This is a genomic window from Priestia sp. VA7 (assembly GCF_055710015.1).
In genome coordinates this window covers 470,266-490,746 of record NZ_JBVQPN010000001.1, presented here as the reverse complement: position 1 = coordinate 490,746, position 20,481 = coordinate 470,266, and the positions used below count along the sequence as shown (strand labels likewise).

The 20,481-nt window shown below is 39.6% G+C and carries 21 protein-coding genes; 6 read left to right on the top strand and 15 right to left on the bottom strand.

The window, feature by feature from the left end:
• Positions 1-76: 76 nt before the first annotated feature.
• Entirely contained in the window at positions 77-994 is a 918-nt protein-coding gene (locus AC0C45_RS02595) for an aldo/keto reductase (RefSeq protein ID WP_237892939.1), read from the top strand.
• Positions 995-1,021: 27 nt separating this feature from the next.
• On the opposite strand, the gene AC0C45_RS02590 is transcribed toward AC0C45_RS02595, so the two are convergent.
• The 4 genes from AC0C45_RS02590 to AC0C45_RS02575 all read right to left on the bottom strand — a co-directional run bounded on the left by AC0C45_RS02590 (position 1,022) and on the right by AC0C45_RS02575 (position 4,136).
• Positions 1,022-1,270, bottom strand: a complete 249-nt coding sequence (locus AC0C45_RS02590) for a YqkE family protein (RefSeq protein WP_034649007.1) — start codon at positions 1,268-1,270, stop codon at positions 1,022-1,024.
• A 64-nt stretch (positions 1,271-1,334) separates the two neighbouring features.
• A complete protein-coding gene (locus AC0C45_RS02585; protein ID WP_034649004.1) occupies positions 1,335-2,003 on the bottom strand; it encodes a 3-oxoacid CoA-transferase subunit B in 669 nt (222 codons plus the stop codon).
• Between the two features lie 20 nt (positions 2,004-2,023).
• On the bottom strand, positions 2,024-2,713 hold the full coding sequence (locus AC0C45_RS02580) for a CoA transferase subunit A (RefSeq protein ID WP_013084945.1): 690 nt from the start codon (positions 2,711-2,713) through the stop codon (positions 2,024-2,026).
• Positions 2,714-2,948: 235 nt separating this feature from the next.
• Positions 2,949-4,136: an acetyl-CoA C-acetyltransferase gene (locus AC0C45_RS02575; protein ID WP_013084946.1), complete on the bottom strand. Its 1,188-nt coding sequence runs from the start codon at positions 4,134-4,136 to the stop codon at positions 2,949-2,951.
• Between the two features lie 177 nt (positions 4,137-4,313).
• Between AC0C45_RS02575 and AC0C45_RS02570 the strand changes: the two genes are divergently transcribed.
• Both AC0C45_RS02570 and AC0C45_RS02565 read left to right on the top strand, forming a co-directional pair.
• The gene (locus AC0C45_RS02570; protein WP_016765512.1) at positions 4,314-5,210 is read left to right on the top strand and encodes a hydroxymethylglutaryl-CoA lyase; all 897 of its coding nucleotides are present in this window, start codon (positions 4,314-4,316) and stop codon (positions 5,208-5,210) included.
• Between the two features lie 68 nt (positions 5,211-5,278).
• Positions 5,279-6,190: an alpha/beta hydrolase gene (locus tag AC0C45_RS02565; protein ID WP_034649000.1), complete on the top strand. Its 912-nt coding sequence runs from the start codon at positions 5,279-5,281 to the stop codon at positions 6,188-6,190.
• Here AC0C45_RS02565 and AC0C45_RS02560 read toward each other — a convergent pair.
• Positions 6,187-6,525 carry an iron-sulfur cluster biosynthesis family protein gene (locus tag AC0C45_RS02560; protein WP_013084949.1) on the bottom strand — a complete coding sequence of 113 codons (339 nt, stop codon included), beginning with the start codon at positions 6,523-6,525 and terminating at the stop codon, positions 6,187-6,189. The genes AC0C45_RS02565 and AC0C45_RS02560 overlap by 4 nt on opposite strands.
• Positions 6,526-6,655: 130 nt before the next feature.
• Here AC0C45_RS02560 and AC0C45_RS02555 point away from each other — a divergent pair, with 130 nt between their 5' ends.
• Complete coding sequence (locus AC0C45_RS02555) at positions 6,656-6,871, top strand: CDGSH iron-sulfur domain-containing protein (protein ID WP_013059094.1); 216 nt, start codon at positions 6,656-6,658, stop codon at positions 6,869-6,871.
• Between the two features lie 73 nt (positions 6,872-6,944).
• Here AC0C45_RS02555 and AC0C45_RS02550 read toward each other — a convergent pair whose 3' ends face one another.
• Positions 6,945-7,739, bottom strand: coding sequence for an SDR family NAD(P)-dependent oxidoreductase (locus AC0C45_RS02550; protein ID WP_034648997.1), 795 nt, complete (start codon positions 7,737-7,739; stop codon positions 6,945-6,947).
• A 23-nt stretch (positions 7,740-7,762) separates the two neighbouring features.
• Positions 7,763-8,719, bottom strand: coding sequence for an MBL fold metallo-hydrolase (locus tag AC0C45_RS02545; RefSeq protein WP_237892941.1), 957 nt, complete (start codon positions 8,717-8,719; stop codon positions 7,763-7,765).
• Positions 8,720-8,987: 268 nt separating this feature from the next.
• Between AC0C45_RS02545 and proI the strand changes: the two genes are divergently transcribed.
• A complete protein-coding gene (gene proI / locus AC0C45_RS02540; protein ID WP_013059097.1) occupies positions 8,988-9,836 on the top strand; it encodes a pyrroline-5-carboxylate reductase ProI in 849 nt (282 codons plus the stop codon).
• A gap of 137 nt (positions 9,837-9,973) precedes the next feature.
• Positions 9,974-10,990, top strand: coding sequence for an NADPH dehydrogenase NamA (gene namA / locus AC0C45_RS02535; RefSeq protein ID WP_047932146.1), 1,017 nt, complete (start codon positions 9,974-9,976; stop codon positions 10,988-10,990).
• 28 nt (positions 10,991-11,018) lie between these two features.
• Here the strand turns inward: namA and rnz are convergent, their stop codons facing one another.
• The 8 genes from rnz to preA all read right to left on the bottom strand — a co-directional run bounded on the left by rnz (position 11,019) and on the right by preA (position 20,466).
• Entirely contained in the window at positions 11,019-11,948 is a 930-nt protein-coding gene (gene rnz / locus AC0C45_RS02530; RefSeq protein ID WP_034648991.1) for a ribonuclease Z, read from the bottom strand.
• A 68-nt stretch (positions 11,949-12,016) separates the two neighbouring features.
• Positions 12,017-13,375 carry an aspartate aminotransferase family protein gene (locus AC0C45_RS02525; protein ID WP_034648988.1) on the bottom strand — a complete coding sequence of 453 codons (1,359 nt, stop codon included), beginning with the start codon at positions 13,373-13,375 and terminating at the stop codon, positions 12,017-12,019.
• A 93-nt stretch (positions 13,376-13,468) separates the two neighbouring features.
• On the bottom strand, positions 13,469-14,938 hold the full coding sequence (locus AC0C45_RS02520) for a CoA-acylating methylmalonate-semialdehyde dehydrogenase (RefSeq protein WP_034648986.1): 1,470 nt from the start codon (positions 14,936-14,938) through the stop codon (positions 13,469-13,471).
• Between the two features lie 207 nt (positions 14,939-15,145).
• A complete protein-coding gene (locus AC0C45_RS02515) occupies positions 15,146-16,777 on the bottom strand; it encodes a PucR family transcriptional regulator (RefSeq protein WP_237892943.1) in 1,632 nt (543 codons plus the stop codon).
• A gap of 139 nt (positions 16,778-16,916) precedes the next feature.
• Positions 16,917-17,108 carry a hypothetical protein gene (locus tag AC0C45_RS02510; RefSeq protein ID WP_013084957.1) on the bottom strand — a complete coding sequence of 64 codons (192 nt, stop codon included), beginning with the start codon at positions 17,106-17,108 and terminating at the stop codon, positions 16,917-16,919.
• Positions 17,109-17,501: 393 nt separating this feature from the next.
• On the bottom strand, positions 17,502-17,714 hold the full coding sequence (locus AC0C45_RS02505; RefSeq protein ID WP_013084958.1) for a hypothetical protein: 213 nt from the start codon (positions 17,712-17,714) through the stop codon (positions 17,502-17,504).
• Positions 17,715-17,747: 33 nt separating this feature from the next.
• On the bottom strand, positions 17,748-19,166 hold the full coding sequence (gene hydA / locus AC0C45_RS02500) for a dihydropyrimidinase (protein ID WP_016765522.1): 1,419 nt from the start codon (positions 19,164-19,166) through the stop codon (positions 17,748-17,750).
• Positions 19,167-19,185: 19 nt separating this feature from the next.
• Entirely contained in the window at positions 19,186-20,466 is a 1,281-nt protein-coding gene (preA, locus tag AC0C45_RS02495) for an NAD-dependent dihydropyrimidine dehydrogenase subunit PreA (RefSeq protein WP_013084960.1), read from the bottom strand.
• Between the last annotated feature and the right edge of the window lie 15 nt (positions 20,467-20,481).

Here is a 20,481-nt window from a genome sequence, read left to right as displayed (position 1 = left end):
AATCTTCTTATTTGAGTTTCCCTCTATCATAGCGCTACAATAGATAGAAACCAGTAAAAAATAAGGAGTGACATATATGGAAAAAAGACACTTAGGTACTTCAGACTTGCTTGTCAGTACATTAGGTTTAGGGTGCATGTCTCTTGGAACGGAACAAAAACACGCTGTCAATATGATTGATGAAGCTCTCGAATATGGCATTAATTATTTCGATACAGCAGATTTATATGATTTTGGCTTAAACGAGGAGTTTGTGGGACAAGCCCTAAAAAAACGCAGAAATGATATTATTTTAGCCACAAAAGTGGGGAATCGCTGGAATGATGCAAAAGACAGCTGGACATGGGATCCGTCTAAAGCTTATATAAAAGAAGAAGTAAAAGAAAGCCTGCGCCGTCTTCAAACAGATTACATCGATTTATATCAACTGCACGGAGGAACCGTTGAAGACAATATTGAGGAAACGATTGAAGCATTTGAAGAATTAAAACAAGAAGGCGTCATTCGCTACTATGGCATTTCATCTATCCGCCCAAATGTGATTCGAGAGTATGTGCAAAATTCTTCTATTGTTAGCGTCATGATGCAATACAGCTTGTTAGACAGACGCCCTGAAGAAAGTGCACTTCCTCTTTTACATGACAACGGCATTAGCGTTGTAGCCCGAGGTCCAGTAGCCAAAGGGCTGCTAACCGAAAAAGGAGAGCAAAAACTTGCTGCATTCGAGGGCAAGGGCTATTTAGATTATAGCGGTACGGAATTAGCAAAAACTCTAGAAGAATTTCGTCACGTACGACCAACTCACTCTCTAAACTCAACTGCACTTCAATACTGTTTAGCTAATCCTGCGGTAGCCTCAGTTGTAGCAGGAGCAAGCTCTTCTTCACAGCTTCGCGAAAACGTCAAAGCTGTCGAGGCTTCCCCGCTACAGCCTACTGAAGTTAACAAGCTGCAATCGATCTTTAAAACAAATCAATATGAAGCTCACCGTTAAAAAATAAAAGCGCCGGTAAAGGCGCTTTTATTTTTTAAACTCGGACCAGTTCATATCACTTTCATTTAACAGTTCTTCAAACGACTTATTTTTTTCTTTTTCTTTTCGAATTCGAGCAGCTTCTTTACGCTCTGTTTCTTTCTGCTCTTCTTCTTTTAAAGAAAGCGCCTGTTTTTTAGCTTGAAGCTGTTTTAATAAGCTATCATTTAGCTGATCTTTGATACTGAGCTGATCACTTTGTTTTTGTGCTGATTGTTTTTGCTTTTTTTTAGCCATCACAATTCCCCCGCTACTTTAATTGAGAGATATTGTATCATATTCTTGCTTTTGTTACCAAAAATCAAAATGCATCTAGTTTTACATGTTCATCAATGATTAAAGTTGGCTCTGTAGATTGTTGAATATCTTCTACCGTATAACCTTTCGCTACTTCGACAAGTTTTAGGCCTTCTGCCGTAATATCAATGACCGCTCGATCTGTAATAATACGATCTACTACCTCTTTTCCTGTCAGAGGGAGAGTGCACTCATTTAAGATTTTAGGTTGGTCTTTTCTCGTCACATGTTCCATAATGACAATGATGCGCTGCGCTCCATGAACTAAATCCATTGCACCGCCCATTCCTTTAATCATTTTCCCAGGAATCATCCAGTTAGCCAAGTCACCAGTTTTTGAGACTTCCATGCCTCCTAAAATCGCAATATTAATATGCCCTCCCCGAATCATGCCAAACGATTCAGCACTGTCGAAGTAAGAAGCCCCTTTTGTCGCCGTGACGGTTTCTTTACCTGCATTAATTAAATCAGGATCTACTTCTCCTTCTTTCGGATATGGTCCAATGCCTAACAGACCGTTTTCGGACTGAAGCACCACCGTTTTATTATCTGAGATATGATTAGCCACAAGCGTTGGAATACCAATTCCAAGGTTTACATAAAATCCGTCCAAAATTTCTTTTTCAGCACGTTTTGCAATTCGCTCTCTCACGTTCACGCCGTTTTCAATCATGAAAAATCTCTCCCCTTTTGTTATTTTTGAACGGTTAAACGCTCAATACGTTTTTCTTGTTCACCAATAATTAACGATTGAACATATACACTAGGTGTGTGGATAATATTTGGATCAAGTGAGCCTGTTGAATGAAGTTCCTCCACTTCTGCTATCGTCACTTTTCCTGCTGCTGCAATCATTGGGCTGAAATTGCGCGCTGTCTTGTTATACACTAAGTTCCCCATATGATCGGCTTTCCAAGCTCTAACCAAACTAAAATCAGCTTTTAACGCCTCTTCTAGTAAATATTCTTTTCCATCAAACACGCGAACTTCTTTTCCTTCAGCAATGGGTGTTCCCACTCCCGCTGGTGTATAAAATGCAGGTATGCCCGCTCCGCCGGCGCGAATCTTTTCAGCTAGCGTGCCTTGAGGTAGCAATTCTACTTCAATTTCTCCTGACAATACTTGTCTTTCAAACTCTTTATTTTCTCCCACGTAAGAACCAATCATCTTTTTAATTTGTTTGTTTTTCAGAAGCAGTCCAAGTCCCCAGTCGTCTACGCCGCAGTTATTTGAAATTACGGTTAAATCTTTTACCCCTGTTTCAACTAACGCTAAAATCAAATTCTCCGGAATTCCACATAAACCAAAACCACCGACCATAATCGTAGCACCGTCGTGAATATCTTTCACCGCTTCTTTAAACGACGTATGTACTTGTTTCATACATAACCACCCCTTCGTTATTTTTGAAAACGCTTTCTAATCTATTATAAAAGATTTTTATTTCTTTTTAAATATATATATAACTGAAAATTATAATTTAATCATTTTTTTGTCAAAAAAGTTATATTACTAGACAAATTAAAGGAAAAACAAAAACGCCACGAGTTCCAAAGCTGTATGTTTGGAATCTGTGGCGTTGTGATATAGCTTTAATGTTTGTTAAAACTATATCAAATTAAGGACGTTCAACGATTGTTGCAACGCCTTGGCCTCCGCCAATACATAACGTTGCTAACCCAAGTTTTGCGTCGCGTTTTTGCATTTCATGAATAAGTGAAACTAGGACACGTGTACCACTTGCACCAATAGGATGTCCAAGCGCAATTGCTCCACCGTTTACATTTAAAATATCATGATTAAATTGAAGTTCACGATCCACAGCGATTGACTGTGCAGCGAATGCTTCGTTCGCTTCTACTAATTGAACATCTTCTAATGAAACAGCAGCTTTTTCCAGCGCCTTTTTCACTGCGCTTACAGGACCGATTCCCATAATGCTTGGGTCTACTCCGGCAGTTGCATTACTTTTAATTGACACTAATGGTGTTAGGCCTAACTCGTCTGCTTTTTTACGGCTCATTACCACTACTGCCGCTGCACCGTCATTGATACCAGATGCATTACCAGCTGTTACAGAACCGTCTTTTTTGAAGGCTGGACGTAGTTTCCCTAAGCTTTCAGCCGTTGTGCCTGCGCGCGGGAACTCATCTTGTTCAAAAATAGTTACTTGACCTTTTCTTCCAGGCACTTCTACTGGCACGATTTCATCTTTAAAACGACCAGATTGAATAGCTGCTTCTGCTTTTTGCTGACTTGAAGCTGCAAACGCATCTTGTTCGTCACGAGTAATTTCATATTTATCACACAGATTTTCAGCTGTAACGCCCATATGGTAGTCATTAAATGCACACCATAATCCATCTTGAATCATGCTGTCAACTACTTTTTGGTCGCCCATTTTAAACCCGTTGCGTGCATTTTTTAATAAGTATGGTGCTTGGCTCATGTTTTCCATTCCACCAGCAACAATCACATCAGCATCCCCAGCAAGAATCGCTTGTGTAGCGAGATGTACTGCTTTTAGTCCTGATCCGCATACTTTATTGATGGTTAATGCTGAAACAGTTTCAGGTAAACCTGCTGCTAAAGTTGCTTGTCGTGCTGGATTTTGTCCTAAACCTGCTTGTAAGACATTTCCCATAATAACTTCATCTACTTCGTTTGCTGATACCCCTGCTTTGTTTAAAGCTTCTTTAATTACAGTACCACCTAAAGTTGTTGCGGATACATTTTGTAAGCTTCCCCCAAAGCTGCCGATTGCTGTACGTACAGCGCTTACAATGACTACTTCTGTTTGACCCATGTCGAAAACCTCTCCTTACTGTTTGATTACTGTGATTAACTGTCACCTGTATTAATTTCGACATCGCTTGCGAAATTCCTCTTTTTTTGTAAAAATTTATAATTTTTATTGAATTTTAATTTTTTAGAATTAAAATAAATATTAGTAAGCGTTTACAATGTAGGAGGAGAGCGGTTTATGGGATTTCCTGAAAAAGTAACAATTATAGAAGTTGGTCCACGAGATGGCCTTCAAAATGAAAAAAATTTTGTTCCAACTGAAAAAAAAATTAATTTTATCAAAAAATTAAAAGAAGCTGGACTATCCGAAATCGAAATTACATCCTTTGTTTCTCCAAAATGGGTTCCTCAAATGAAAGATGCTTCTACTGTTGCAGATACATTTCAGCCTGATACATGTCGAAACATTGTGCTTGTGCCGAACCAAAAAGGCTTGGAAAAAGCACTGCAAGCTAATTGCCGCTCCGTTGCGCTGTTTATTGGCGTAAGCAATACCTTTAATCAAAAAAATATTAACAAAAACACCAAAGAAGCTGTACAAACGCTGCTTCCTCTCATTCAGCAGCTCAAGCAGCAAGAATGTTTTATTCGAACTTGCATTTCCACCGCCTTTTATTGCCCGTATGAAGGAAAAATACATGAACGCGACGTGCTGGCCCTTTGCGAAAGCTTTGTGGAGGCTGGAGTGAATGAGCTAAGCGTTGCTGATACAATTGGCATGGCAAACCCTAAAGATGTATTTTCACTTTTCTCGAAATTAAAACAAAACTTTCCCCACACGCTACTTGCTGCGCACTTTCACGATACGAGAGGATTAGCCATTGCAAATATCTATGCAGCTCTGCAAGCCGGTATTAACAGGTTCGATTCATCCGCTGGGGGGTTAGGTGGATGTCCATTCGCTAAGGGAGCAACGGGAAACGTAGCTACGGAAGATCTCGTCTTTATGCTTCATGAAATGGATATTTCCACTTCTATTAATGAAGAAAAGCTGCTCGAAGCGGTCGCTTTTATCGCTCCTCACATTTCAAGACCGATTGAAAGCAAGCAATACTCTTTATTTGCACAGCGTTAAAAATTAGGTTTTTATGAGAGCGATGCTATAATAAATAATAGCTATATTAACAAAAGGAGCCGCTAATCATGAAAAAATGGCTATTATTAATAGGAAGTGTTTTCGGAGCATTTGCCGCTCTTGGCATCTTTTTTACAAATCAAATGATGTACATCCGTAAAAAGACCGACAAAGTTATTATTGACCGCGATACGGAAGATGGCTTTTATGATGAGAAAGTCTATAGCACTCTTCCTAAAGAAGCATTTGTGCTTCCTTCTTCTCTAGGCTATAACATAGCTGGGACCGTTATTAAACAATACGAAAACAACCGATTTATGATTCTTTCGCACGGAGTTACAGTTCATTCACTGAACTCTATGAAATATGCTCGGCTTTTTCTAAAGCTTGGATGGAACGTCGTTCTTTATGATCATCGCCGCCACGGCAAGTCTGAAGGGAAAACAACGAGCTACGGCTATTATGAAAAACTGGACCTTCAATCCGTTGTTCACTGGGTAAAAGAACAATTCGGTTCAACTATTTCCCTCGGGATTCACGGGGAATCTATGGGAGCTGCGACCACTCTTTTGTATGCTGGAATGGAAGACGGAGCTGATTTTTATATTGTCGACTGCCCTTTTTCTGACTTAGAAGAACTTCTTGCCTATCGCTTAAAACAAGATTTCCACTTACCAAAACAGCTTGTGATGCCAGCAGCTAATATTATTTTAAAATGGCGAGAAGGCTACTCATTTAAAGACGTATCACCTATTTCAGTCGTAGATCAAATCAAACATCCTGTTCTGTTTATCCATAGTAAAGAAGATGACTATATTCTTCCTAAAATGACGGAGCAGCTGCATGCCAAAAAAATGGGAGCAAAACGGATGTATTTAGCACCTGTAGGCACTCATGCCCGCTCGTATGCTGATAATCCAGAGGAATATGAACAAGTTATTGAATCATTTTTAGAAAAAATACAAAAAGAAGCGCTTTAAAGCGCTTCTTTTGTTTTATCGATAAATGACATGCGCGGATTTAAAATTTGAGAAGGACATTTTAGCATAAACGCATAGGCACTTTCATTGTAGTCAATCGTCATATTATCATCTAAAAATACTTGCTTTGTTTTTTCGACAAGAACAGGAACAAAATTCGTCTCAATGATTACATCATCGCTCTCTTTTTCATCAACAATCCATAGCGTCGTTACACCGCTCACAACACAGCCGCATCCATCTGTATCGTATTTTAATTTTAAATATAGTGAAGAATCTTTCCCGTACTTTTCTTGTACTTTTGCTATCGCTTTATCAGTAAAGGTAATATTCATTTTCCTTTAACTCCTTTTAAACTAATTGTATAAACAAACGAAAATTGCTTATATAATGAGTATAATACACATCTCGCTTTCATTAAACTCTGGCGCTTCATATAGATGTGTACAAAAAGGAGGTTTTTTTATGTCAAAAGTACAAATTAAAGTAATGGATAACGGCTCTTTCCGTGTCACTGGAGACGTTGAATTAATTGATGCAGACGGCAACAAATTTGAAACAAAGCCGACATTTTCACTATGCCGATGTGGCCAGTCGCAAAAGATGCCCTTTTGCGACGGAAATCATAAAGGAAAATTTGACTCTTGTGTGCGCGCTGCAAAAATTTTAGACGAGCAGTAAATTCATAGAAATACAGCCTTACTGAACGAAACCATTAACGAAAAACATTGATAACCTGTGGTTAAAGCACAGGTTATTTTCTATTAAACGCATCCCCTGCCAATTTCTCTACGAGCCCCGGGGCAAGCTGATACATCTTCGAGCCTATATTCATCCACTTAGGCAAGTTGACTTCTCGTTTTGGTTTCCCAATAATATTGACCGTTTTTTCAGCTACGTACTGAGGGGTTAACATAAACTTTTCTACACTTTTTTCATAGTTTCCTGATTGATCTGCTATTGAAAAGAAGTTGGTTTGAATAGGACCTGGATTCACTGCCGTTACATAGATATCTGTTTTCGCTAATTCCATTCGCAGGCTGTTGGTAAACCCTAGCACGGCATGTTTAGAAGCTGAATAGCCACTGGATTTAGGTGTCGCAAGTTTGCCTGCTTGAGAAGCAATGTTAATAATATGTCCTTTGTTTTCTTTTAGCATATAAGCTAAAATTTCTTGTGTACATGCAATCAATCCAATAACATTGACTTGAAACATTGAGGCAATTGTCTTAATCGATGCTTCTTTCACTTCTTCAAATACACCAAAGCCTGCATTATTAATCAGGACATCAACACGCTTAATTTCACTCATCATTTTCTGAACGACTCTATTGACTTCCTCTACGTTCGCTACGTCAGCTTTGTATATGTAAGAGGTAATCCCATATTTTTGACTAATTTGCTCGGCTACTCGGTGCAGCTTTTCTTCTGTACGTGCAAGTAAAACGGGGACGCCCCCTCTTTTGGCCACTTCATAAGCTAAATGCTCTCCAAGACCTCCTGAAGCGCCTGTAATCACGACATGTTGGTTCTTTAACGAGGATTTCAAATATAACACACCTTTTTTATAAGTTAAGAGCACACAGAATAAATAAGCGTACTTTCTTTTTCATGTGTACTGATTTTATTGGCATCTTCTAAAAAATCGAGCTGACCAATTGTTTCAGAAAGAGTTAGCCCTAGTTCTTTTTCATAAATAGTAGGAAAGAGCTGTTTGCAAATATCAAACGCTGTTTGAGGACGTTCTTTTATCATGCCAAGCACTTTATCCGCTCGGTCGCTTTGCTTTTGTAACCGCTCTTGTACAAGTTCGCGAACATGTAACACTTCATCTCCATGACCTGTATAGATACAGTTTATCTCTAAATCAAGCAGACGTCTTAAGGAATGATTATATTGAAGAAGCGTTTTAGGTCGCTCGCCGCTTGGTTTCATAGGAGGTTCAATGAGCGGATTAGATGAAATATGCTTTAACAGTAAATCTCCTCCAATCATAACCGCTGTTCTTTCATTGTATAATGCAATATGGCTTTGAGCATGACCTGGTACTTCAAGTACTTTCCAACTCTCTAGGTCCGGAATGTAATCTCCTTCCTGCACAGAAGTTGTAAGAGAACGATGACATGAATACTTCATTGATGCTTTTAAACGTTTTAAATAAGGGCGAAACCTTTCATCTACGCCGGCTTTCATAAAGTGGTCTTCAAAAAACGCATCGTACCACTCAAAAAAATCTGGATTTTGGGAGATCCAAGGCTGATTTTTTGCATGACCGACTATGGCGATATCTTTATCAAAAAAATCAAGCATTCCTACGTGATCAGGATGGTGATGAGTTAGGACAACTTGCTTAATATCATCTGGTTTTAATCCTATTTCATTAAGCTTTTCTTTAAATACAGACCACGCCGCCTCCGTTTTAATACCAGCATCGATTAACGTAACGGTCTGACCTTTTATAACAAAAACATTCACATCTCCTACCGCAAAAGGAGTAGGCAGCACAATTTTATATAATTGCTCATTCATCTGTATTTTTGCTCCTTTACCATCGCATTTTCTTTTAAGTTTACACGATTTTTCCTGTTATTTATACAATTGCATTCGTTTTCTGAAAATTACATTGACATCCTTCTCTTTTTCATTGCATAATGACAGAAATATAGTGAAGTTTTATTCATATCTTTAGATAACTATGCATTTTATAAAGAAGAGATACACAAACACAAACCTTTAACAGATACTGAAATCTCAGTATCTGTTTTCATTGGATAGCAAATGACTGGAGGAACTTTTAATGAAAACGGATTTAAACATCGCCTTTATTGGAGCTGGATCAATGGCTGAAGCTATGATCTCAGGGCTGCTGTCAGATAAAAAGCTTCGCCCCAATCAAATCACCGTAACAAATCATAGCAACGATAAAAGACTTCACGAACTTCGAAACGCCTATGAAATTAACATTACGCGTAATCATGCCTTGTTAATCGAAAAAAGCGATATCGTCGTGCTTGCTATTAAACCAAAAGACGTAGCGGAAAGCATTGATACGATTAAGTCCTATATTCGTCCGCACCACCTCGTTCTCTCTGTTTTAGCAGGTGTATCGACTGCCACAATTGTAAACTTGTTTGACCAAGAAGTAGCGGTTGTAAGAGCTATGCCAAATACATCGGCCTCTATTGGATTATCGGCTACAGCCATTGCACCCGGCAAGTTTGCTACAGCAGAGCATATGAACGTTACTACTGCTTTATTTGAAACGATTGGTACGGTTACAACTGTAGAGGAAGAGCAGCTTCACGCTGTAACAGGACTATCTGGAAGCGGCCCAGCGTATGTCTACTATCTAGTAGAAGCAATGGAAAAAGCAGCTGAAAAACAAGGCTTGGATACGTCAGTGTCAAATGAACTAATTCTTCAAACTCTTATCGGTGCTGCAGAAATGCTGAAACAGTCACCTAAAACGCCAGCCGTACTTCGAAAAGAAGTGATGAGTCCGGGCGGCACAACAGAAGCAGGAATCGAACAGCTTATTTCTCATAACTTCCAAGAAGCCATGATGCAGTGTATTGAACAAGCTACAATTCGCTCCAAATATTTAGGAGATACGATTGACGAAAAAATCTCGAGTAAACGTTCGTAAAGGTTCACCTCTTTCTAAAAAAAGAAAGAGGTTTTTTTATGATTAAAAATGGATAAGCAGATTATGTGAAAGAAAATTCAATGCGGTGATATAATAACTTTTGTTTAGAGTATCGAAATAATTGGAGGTTAAACCGAATGACAACAAAACTATTTTCACCTTATACAGTGAAAGATGTAACATTAAAAAACCGAATTGTGATGTCACCAATGTGTATGTATTCATGCGAAAAGGAAGACGGCGTAATAACTGACTTTCATATGGTTCACTACACAACTCGTGCGGTTGGACAAGTAGGTCTCATTATGGTTGAAGCCTCAGCTGTCGTGCCACAAGGTCGTATTTCAGCTCAAGACTTGGGAATTTGGAATGATGAGCAAAGAGATGGATTAACGAAACTTGTGACACAGCTAAAAGAAAACGGTGCAAAAACGGCCATTCAACTTGCACATGCAGGACGTAAAGCAACTGTTGAAGGCGATATTTATGCTCCTTCCGCTATTGCTTTTGATGATAAAAGTAAAAAACCTGTGGAAATGACCAAAGAACAAATTCATGAAACGATTTCTGCCTTTAAAGAAAGCGCTCGACGCTCAAAAGAAGCTGGGTTTGATATTATCGAACTTCACGCTGCACACGGTTATTTAGTACATCAATTTCTATCGCCGCTAAGCAATAAACGCAGCGACGAATATGGCGACAGCGCAGAAAATCGCTATCGTTTCTTAAAGGAAATTATTGAAGCTGTGAAAACAGAGTGGGACGGCCCTTTATTTGTCCGTGTTTCTGCTTCTGACTATACAGAAGGCGGATTAACAGTCGATGATCACGTTGCATTTGCAAAATGGATGAAAGAACAAGGCGTCGACTTAATTGATGTTAGTTCCGGTGCTCTTGTACACGCTCCAATCAACGTATACCCTGGCTATCAAGTGCCGTTTGCAGATAAAATTAAGCAGCAGGCAAATATTGATACAGGCGCAGTTGGATTAATTACAACAGGACGACAAGCAGAAGAGATTTTACAAAGCGAACGCGCTGATTTAATTTTTGTTGCGCGCGAACTTCTGCGTGATCCGTACTTCCCGCGCACGGCGGCAAAAGAACTAAATGAAACAATTTCAGCACCCGTGCAGTACGAACGCGGATGGTAAAAAAAGACGAGGATACCCTCGTCTTTTTTTATGAAATCGTAAACCGTTTCAAGTCTTCTGCTATGTCGGTATTTGGAAAAATTTCTTTTGCTCCTTCTGCTAGCCGGCTGACTGCGTCTCCTTGGTAACGCGAACTAATATGAGATAAAATAAGACGCTCAGCCGATGCTGTTTTAGCGATTTCAGCGGCTTCTTTTGCAGTAGAATGAAAATAGTTGTAAGCAAGCTCCTCGTCTCCCGCTGAAAAAGTAGCTTCATGGACTAAAACACTTGCATGCATAGCAAGCTGAACACTTTGCATGCACTTTCTTGTATCTCCTAAAACCGTGATGACCTTCCCTTTTTTAGGCTCTCCTAAAAACTCTTGACCATTGATTATACGCCCATCTTTTAATACTACTTCTTTCCCTTCCTTTAACTGCTGATAATGAGGCCCCGGGGGAATATTCATCTCTTTTAAACGTTGAACGTCCAGTGATCCTGGCAAATCTTTTTCGACAACTCGATATCCATAAGATAAAATGCCATGTTCAAGTTTGCCAAACTCCACTGAAAAAGTTTCATCTTCAAAAATCGTTCCACTTTCACTTTCCTCTTCTATTTCAACAATCTCTAGAGGATATTGCAGATGAGTTTGACTTACAGCCAGCGTGACTTCAATAAATTCTTTAATTCCTTTTGGCCCGTATACAGTAAGCAGCGATTCTCCGCCTTGAAACGAACGGCTTCCAAGGAGTCCAGGCAATCCGTAAATATGGTCACCGTGAAGGTGCGTAATAAAAATTTTCTCAATTCGCCTCGGTTTAACGGTTGTATGTAAAATTTGATGCTGAGTTGCTTCTCCACAATCAAAAAGCCACACCGCCCCTCTTTCTTGCAAAAGTTCGAGCGCAAGAGATGAAACATTCCGCTGTTTCGCCGGTACTCCTGCACCCGTTCCTAAAAATAACAATTCCATTTTCTACTTCCTCCTTCATACGCACAAAAAGCCTGTAAGTATATTATACAGGCTTTTTGCAAACTTACCTATTTGATGCTGTCAAGCGCATACGTAATAGTAGCTAATAACAGCTCAATATCACTTTCCTCAATGTTGAGAGGCGGCGAGAGCGTGAGAACATTATTATAGCCGGCCACCGTTGCTCCATTTTTCCCAATAATGACTCCTTTGCTTTTGCATTTAGCAACCACTTCATTTACAAGATTAACGTCTAACGGTTCTTTCGTTTGTTTATCAGCTACAAGTTCAATTCCAATTAAAAGCCCTTTACCTCTTACGTCTCCAACGTATGGGTGGCTATCGATAAGCGGCGTTAGCTCACTTAATACGTAAGCTCCGAGCTGTTTAGAACGATCAAAAAGATTTTCTCTCTCCATAATTTCTAAATTCTTTAATGCCAGTGCACATGCAGCCGGGCTTCCTCCAAATGTATTAACATGGCGAAAATACTCGTACTGATCGCTATCTTTGAACGCTTCATAAATTTCTTTTTTAACAGCAGTTGCAGAGAGCGGAAGATATGCGCTTGTAATTCCTTTTGCCATGGTAATGATATCTGGTTTTACATCGTAATTCATAAAACCAAAGGCTTCTCCTGTACGTCCAAAGCCGCAAATAACTTCATCTGCAATTAAAAGTGCACCGTGTTTTTCACACGTTTCTTTTACGCCTTTCATATAATTTTGAGGCGGTAAAAGAATTCCTCCTCCTGTAATAATTGGCTCCATAATAACAGCGGCAATCGTTTCACTTAGCTCCCACGTCATAACATTGTCAATATCTTTTACAGATTGAAGCTGTTCTTTGGGTGCATCGTAGTCATCTTGCCCTCGGTACGAATCAGGCGGGGCAACGTGAATAAAGCCAGGGGCAAGCGGTTCATATTTATATTTACGCTGAGCTTGGCCCGTTGCTGCTAGTGCGCCCATTGAATTTCCGTGATACCCTCGGTAACGCGAAATAAATTTGTAGCGAGAATGCTCTCCTTTTTGCTGATGGTACTGACGCACAATTTTAAAAGCCGTTTCATTTGCTTCAGATCCGCTATTTGAAAAGAAAATAACATAGTCATCACCTAACATTTCATTTAGCTTCTCTGCCAGTTTGATAGCAGGTACGTGAGATTGAGTGAGTGGAAAATAAGCCAGTTCTTTTAGCTGCTCATAGGCTGCGAGCGCTAATTCATCCCGTCCATACCCGGTATTTACACACCAAAGCCCTGCCATTGCATCTAAATAGCGATTTCCTTGTTCATCTGTAATCCAAGCACCTTTTGCTTTTGTAGCTACCATCGTTGCATCCGGACTGTATGGTTTCATTCCATGCCATACATACTGCTCATCTTTTGCACGCAGATCTTTTTCATTTTGACTGACCTGTACCATCTTATCCACTCCCAAATCGCTAGCGCGGTATTTTTTTCTGTATGAAAAGACTTCGACAAAATGCCGAAGCCACTTGCTATATTCATCTATATGTTAAAAGTCAAAGCGTGATGTAACCATCTTTTTACGTGTAAAGAAGTTCAAACCGTCTTTGCCGTTGACATGCAAATCTCCGTAAAAAGAGTCTTTCCAACCGGAGAATGGGAAGAAGGCCATTGTAGCAGGTACTCCTACGTTAATACCGAGCATACCCGCATCTGCTTCTTCTCTAAATTGACGTACCGCTTTTGCATCTTTTGTATAAATCGTTGCTCCATTTCCAAAACGAGATTTTTCCATATAGCGAAGTGCTTCATCTAATGTGTCAGCGCGAAGCAAGCTTAGTACAGGTGCAAAAATCTCTTCTTTAGCAATGGTCATATCAGGAGTTACGCGGTCAAAAATTGTTGCTCCTAAGAAATTGCCTTCCATATGTTCATCCATTTCTTTACGTCCGTCACGAATGAGTTCCGCCCCTTCTTTCATGCCCAGTTCAATATAATCCAGCACCTTATCACGGTGCTCTTTTCGAATCACAGGCGTTAGAAGCACTTCATCATCAAAGCCGCTTCCCATAATTAATTCATCTGCTTTTTGCTTTAATTTTGCGACGAATTCATCGCCTTTTTCACCAACCACGACCACGGCGCTGCACGCCATGCATCGCTGGCCGGCACTTCCATAAGCCGAGCTGATAATATGTGATACTGCTTTATCCATATCGCAGTCTGGCATCACAACATGATGATTTTTAGCTCCAGATAAAGCCTGAACTCGTTTCCCTTGAGCTGCAGCTTGTTCATAAACATATTTTGCTACCGGCTGCGATCCGACGAATGAAATCGCTTTAACTTTTTCATGCTCTATTAATCCGTTCACAACATCGTGTGCCCCGTGCACAATATTTAATAATCCATCCGGTGCTCCTGCTTCTGTAAAAAGTTCAGCAAGTCGCGTTGCTAAAAGCGGCGTTCGCTCAGACGGTTTTAATACAAACGCATTTCCACATACAATTGCAAGAGGGAACATCCAAAGCGGTACCATCATCGGAAAGTTAAAAGGTGTGATGCCGCCAACGACACCCAGTGGAAAACGGAACATCTCAGAATCAATTTCTTCCGCTATGTTATTTAATGATTCCCCCATTAATAAAGTAGGAGCACCCGCGGCAAACTCCACGCATTCAATACCGCGCTGTACTTCACCGTAAGCTTCTTTAAAAGCCTTGCCGTTTTCTTGTACCACTAATTTAGCTAACTCTTCATGATGCTTAACTAGTAAATGCTGAAACGCAAACATTAACCTTGCTCGTTTTGGAGCAGGCACGTTACGCCATGTTTCAAATGTTTTTTGAGCTGTTTCCACCGCATTGGCTACGTCTTCTTTTGTAGAAAGTGGTACTTTTGCAATGACTTCGCCCGTCGATGGATTAATTACCTCTCCAAATTTTTCCCCTGCCGTATCAACCCATTTTCCGCCCACGTAATTTTTTAAAACTTGCGTATCATTATTCACAACTGACATATCGCTTGGCCTCCTCAAAAAATAAGAAATGACAAATCTACCTTTATTATTGAATAAATAAATGGTGGTTGCATTAGACAAAATGTGAAACAACTCTAGATTCTCGTTTCACATTTTGCGCAGTGAACTCGGAGAAAGCATGAACTAAAATGAACATATAGTAAAATCAGCCTCGACATAAAAAAACAGCTGTTTCCAGCTGCTTACTTATCCGTTTATAAATTCCGCGCGCGACTTTTTCATCATAAACAAATATTCATATGCCATAATCATAAACTCAATTGCCAGTCGTTTTTCCGGCTCCATAAAGTCTTCACCCAGCAGCTTTTCTAGTTTTTCGATACGGTGATACAGCGTTTGCCGGACAATGTATAAACGCTTAGCCGTCTCTTGTTTAGATCCGTTGCATGCTAAATAAATTTTTAATGTTTCCATAAGTTTTGCATTATACGTTTCATCATATGTAATAACGGGCTGCAGATATTCAAACACCACTTCCTGTAAGTCTTCATGTTGATGTAAAAGCGAAATAATCCGGTACATATGCAAATCATCATAAAAATGAATAATGGTTTGTTTTTGTAGCATTTCTTGAATCGAAATCGTTTCTTTAGCCGTTTCATAGCTTTTATGCATGCAGTCAAGCTGTTCACAGTATTGGCCAATTCCGATAAAGCTAATGGCGTTCCTCTTTGAATTTTCATCCGATTCATATTGATTCATCCAGCGATGAAGGCTGTTTTCTAATCTCTCTCTCCACGTGCTAACCATTCGTTTGTTCAAAAGAATAAATAATACTTCGCGATTTCGCTCGGAGACTAATAAGTGAAAGCCTTCTTGTTCAAAAATGCTTCTCAAGATCAGCTTAAAATACGTTCGATCAAACTTCTCCCGCCTTTGCCACTTACAGCAAACAACGACACCTCCGCGAATAGGCGAATCTGAACACACTTCGTGCATAGAGTCTTTTATTTGTTCAAGAGTTAACTCTCCGTTCATCCATTTTGTCATCCATTCGGTTTCATCTACTCTTTTTTTCTCTTCGACATACAGGTCCTTCAAAAAATGCTGAGCAAGTGCAGTCGCCGTTCGGTCAACGGTGAGCACTTCAAGTTCTGTTAACGCTTCATTTATAGAAGCAACATATAGCTGAGCATAATCTTGTCCTAATAAATGAATAGGCTGCTCAGTAAAATGCAGACTTTCATTTTCCCTGCTTATATAATGAAGTAGGAGCTGCTGTTTAAGCAAGTCCATCTCAGGAGCAAAGGTAATCAATTCATTTGAAACTTTAAGGCCGACAAGAAGCCCCGTAGATTCATATAAACACTGTAAGATGAGGGCCGGATCATTAACTGTTAACAGCAGCTGATTTAGCCTATGAGAATACTGTTCTAAATCGGAAATCATTTGATAGTGCTGATTAATTAAAAGCGAGTGAACATCTTGCGTAATTTCAACGAACGGAACTTCCTCGTGAAATAAAATAATCGGAAAATCACATTCGTCCGCTTTATCAATTACAATTTGCGGAATCTTAGAAGTATAAGTGCCAAGTTCAATACACAGTCCTGATGCCTTGCAAGAAATTAATTGCTGAAGAAATGATAAACAAGATTGAGAATCTTCTCCCCAGCCTACCCCTGTTGATAAAATGAGCTCGTTTCCTTTTAGCAGCTCATTAATGCGCGTCACTTCCATCACGTGCACCCACTTAACAGAATTAGTAAGCCCTCTCTCTCCAGCTATTACTTCACAGTTTACAAAATGTTTCCTTGTTAAAATCTCTGTTACTGTTAAATATGATTTCAAGTCAACACCGCCCCTAGCGAATTTCACATCATGTCTCCTGGATCATTAACGCGTATTTCGCATATGTGTAGAACAAAAGCTATATCTTCTTACATTATATTAAATATTTAGAAGAAATAAAATATTTAATGAAAGAAACGAAAAAAGCTGTAACGATAATGGATCGTTACAGCTTCTGAGCTGTTTGCTGTAATTTATTAAAAAAACCTTGGCGTTTAACCGCTTGTTCTTTAATTCGGTGAATTTCTTTTTTATAAAAACGCAAATCTTGTAGTGACACTGCATTTAACATTTCCATTTTTAATTTATCAATAATTTTTGTTTCTTCCTGTGTCATACACTGCATAGCTTGATCCATCCGTGTCACACCCTTTTCGTATTTAATAGATTTAGTTTGAAAACGTTCTACTATAATATTTACTACAATTTACTAGATAACTAAACCTTTTCTCTTTCGATGTAAACGAAATGTAACAACTGTAATACAGTCAATGGATAATATCTAGTTATTTTGTTTCACATCCAAAACGAAAAAAACACAAAAACGGATCACTTTTGTCAGCCAATATAGTAAATAACTTATAGGAATTAGTAAACAAATAAAGAGATTGAAACATAATTAAAATTCCAATCAACAGCTAGAAGCACCTTCGTATATGAAACCTACGTTCACCCTGCCAATAAAAAAATCCGAACGATTCACCGTTCGGATCTTCCTTCAGCTAAATTAATTTTGTCCCAGCCTCCGTTTTTATACTTGTTGAATCAGTACGGATGAAAAATATTTTCTAGCATCCGCCGTCAATATATGAAGGGTTTCTTGTTCGGTTTGGTTATTTTCGGTGCGTTCAAACGTCACAAATGCCCCGCTTAGATTCTCCGTTACGGCTGTTATTTTAAATCCTTTTTGCAGCAAAAAATCAATCTTTTCTCGCTCTGCCATATATTCATGGTAACTTGACATTTCCCTGCCCCCGATCTATTTCTTCATCTGTTTTTATAACATTAATTTTTCAGCTTCGTTAGCCGTGTTTAACTCATTAAACTTTGCTCGTTTTGTAAATTGTCCGTAGCCTTTTTGACCGACAAACTGCTTATCTTTTACGACAAATTCCCCGCGGCAAAGTACTGAAACCGGCTCACCCGTGACTTTCATTCCCTCAAATGCGCTATAATCAACTGCCATATGATGCGTGTTTGCTGAAATCGTACGTTCAACAGAAGGGTCAAATATAAGCAGATCCGCGTCTGCGCCAACCGCTATTGTTCCTTTTTTCGGGTACAGTCCGAACAGCTTAGCAATTTTTGTTGATGTTATATCTACAAACTGATTGATATTAATTCGTTTCTTCACTACTCCTTCTGAAAATAAAATACTCATGCGATCCTCGATAATAGGGCCTCCGTTTGGAATTTTCGTAAAATCTCCTTTTCCCAGATCTTTTTGACCGTTAAAATCAAACGAACACTGGTCTGATCCAATCGTTTGCAAGTCGCCATTACGCAGAGCATTCCACAAAACATCTTGGTTCCATTTTTCACGTAAAGGCGGCGACCATACGTATTTTGCTCCTTCAAAATTCGGTTTTTCTAAATAGGTTTGGTCAAGCATCAAATACTGCGGACACGTTTCGCCCCAGATATTTACGCCTTTTTCCCTTGCTTCAGCAATCTTTTTAACTGCTTCAGCGCACGACACGTGAACAACATAGAGCTGTGAGTCAGCCAGCTCCGTTAGCACCGCGGCTCTTCCCGTAGCTTCTCCTTCTATTTCTGGAGGGCGAGTCAGTGCATGATAGATAGGATCGGTTTGTCCTTGTTCTAGTGCTTTTGCCGTTAAATACTCAATAACATCTCCATTTTCAGCATGTACCATCACAAGCGCCCCTAATTTTTTAGCTTGCACTAGCGTTTGATAAAGGGTAGCATCGTCTGCTTGAAAAACATTTTTATAGGCCATGAATACTTTAAAAGAAGTAATTCCTTCTTTTTCAATAATCGTAGGAAGCTCATTTAATACATCTTCCGTGATTTCTCCAATCATTAGATGAAAGCTATAATCGATAGCCGCTTTTCCTTTTGATTTTTCATGCCATGTGCCGATCGCTTTTTGCAGCGGTTCGCCTTTATTGGTTAAGCAAAAATCAATAACAGTTGTCGTACCTCCAAAAGCTGCTGCTCTTGTACCTGTTTCAAAGTCATCTTTTGTAACGGTGCCTCCAAACGGCATATCTAAATGAGTATGAGGATCGATCCCTCCTGGAAATATATAGTTGCCTTTTGCATCAATCACTTCACAACCCTGCTCTTCAAATGCCGAGCCAATTGCCGAAATAACTCCATTTTCAATTAAAATATCGGCTTTATACGTATCTGTTGCTGTGACTACCACACCATTTTTAACGATTTTCTTCATTTCTTCATCCCCTTTGTATTTATACGTCTAATCGCTGTGCAGCCGTCGCTTGTAAAGCAGCTTGGCGTTCATTCCACGTCATTGGAGGCTGTTCATTCGGTAATTCAACCATGGATATAGCCCCATCCACCGGACATACAATCGAACATAAATTACAGCCTACACAATCTTCTTCTCTTACTTTTAAATAAGATTTTCCTGAAGGGTCTTTCAGCATATCAATACATTGGTGAGAAGTATCTTCACAAGAAATATGACATTTATTGCAGTTAATACACGTATCCGGATCGATGCGAGCCACTACTTTATAATTGAGATCTAAGTTGCCCCAGTCGGAATATTTTGAAACGGCTTTCCCTACAATATCACTTACTTTTTCAATTCCTCTTTCATCCAAATAATAATTGAGACCTTGAATCATATCCTCTACAATGCGGAACCCGTGATGCATTGCAGCTGTACATACTTGCACACCTGTAGCACCCATGAGCATAAATTCGACGGCTTCCTGCCAGTTCGAAACGCCTCCCATACCTGATATTGGAACGTTAATAAACGGACTTCTCGCACATTCAGCAACCATGTTTAATGCAATCGGCTTAACAGCCGGGCCGCAATAACCTCCGTGAGCGCCTTTTCCTGCTACGTGTGGAATCGTATTCCATGAATGAATGTCTACTCCTGCTAAACTATTAATAGTGTTAATCATGCTCACAGCGTCAGCACCGCCTCGAACCGCTGCTTCTGCTGTAACGGTGATATCTGTGATATTTGGAGTTAATTTAACAATGACCGGTGTTTGAGCAACTTCTTTAGCCCAATACGTTTGTTTTTCAACCAAATCAGGGACTTGCCCAGAGGCAGCACCCATCCCTCGTTCTGCCATTCCATGCGGACAGCCAAAGTTCAGCTCTAGTCCATCCACTCCTACGTCTTCTACTTTTTTGACAATCTCATGCCATTTTTCTTGCTGAGGCTCTACCATAAGAGAGGCAATAATTGCGTGGTTAGGAAACTTCTTTTTCGTTTCATAGATTTCCTTCAAATTAACTTCAAGCGGACGATCGGTGATTAACTCAATATTGTTAAAGCCGGCTACGCGCTGACCGTTGAAGCCAACGGCAGCAAATCGAGAGGAAACATTTAAAATCGGATCACCAAGCGTTTTCCAAACTGCGCCTCCCCATCCTGCTTCAAATGCACGCTGCACTTGATAACCTGAATTGGTTGGCGGTGCGGATGCCAGCCAAAACGGATTTGGTGATTGAATACCTGCTAAATTTGTTGTTAAATCTGCCATAGATTTCTCCTCCTC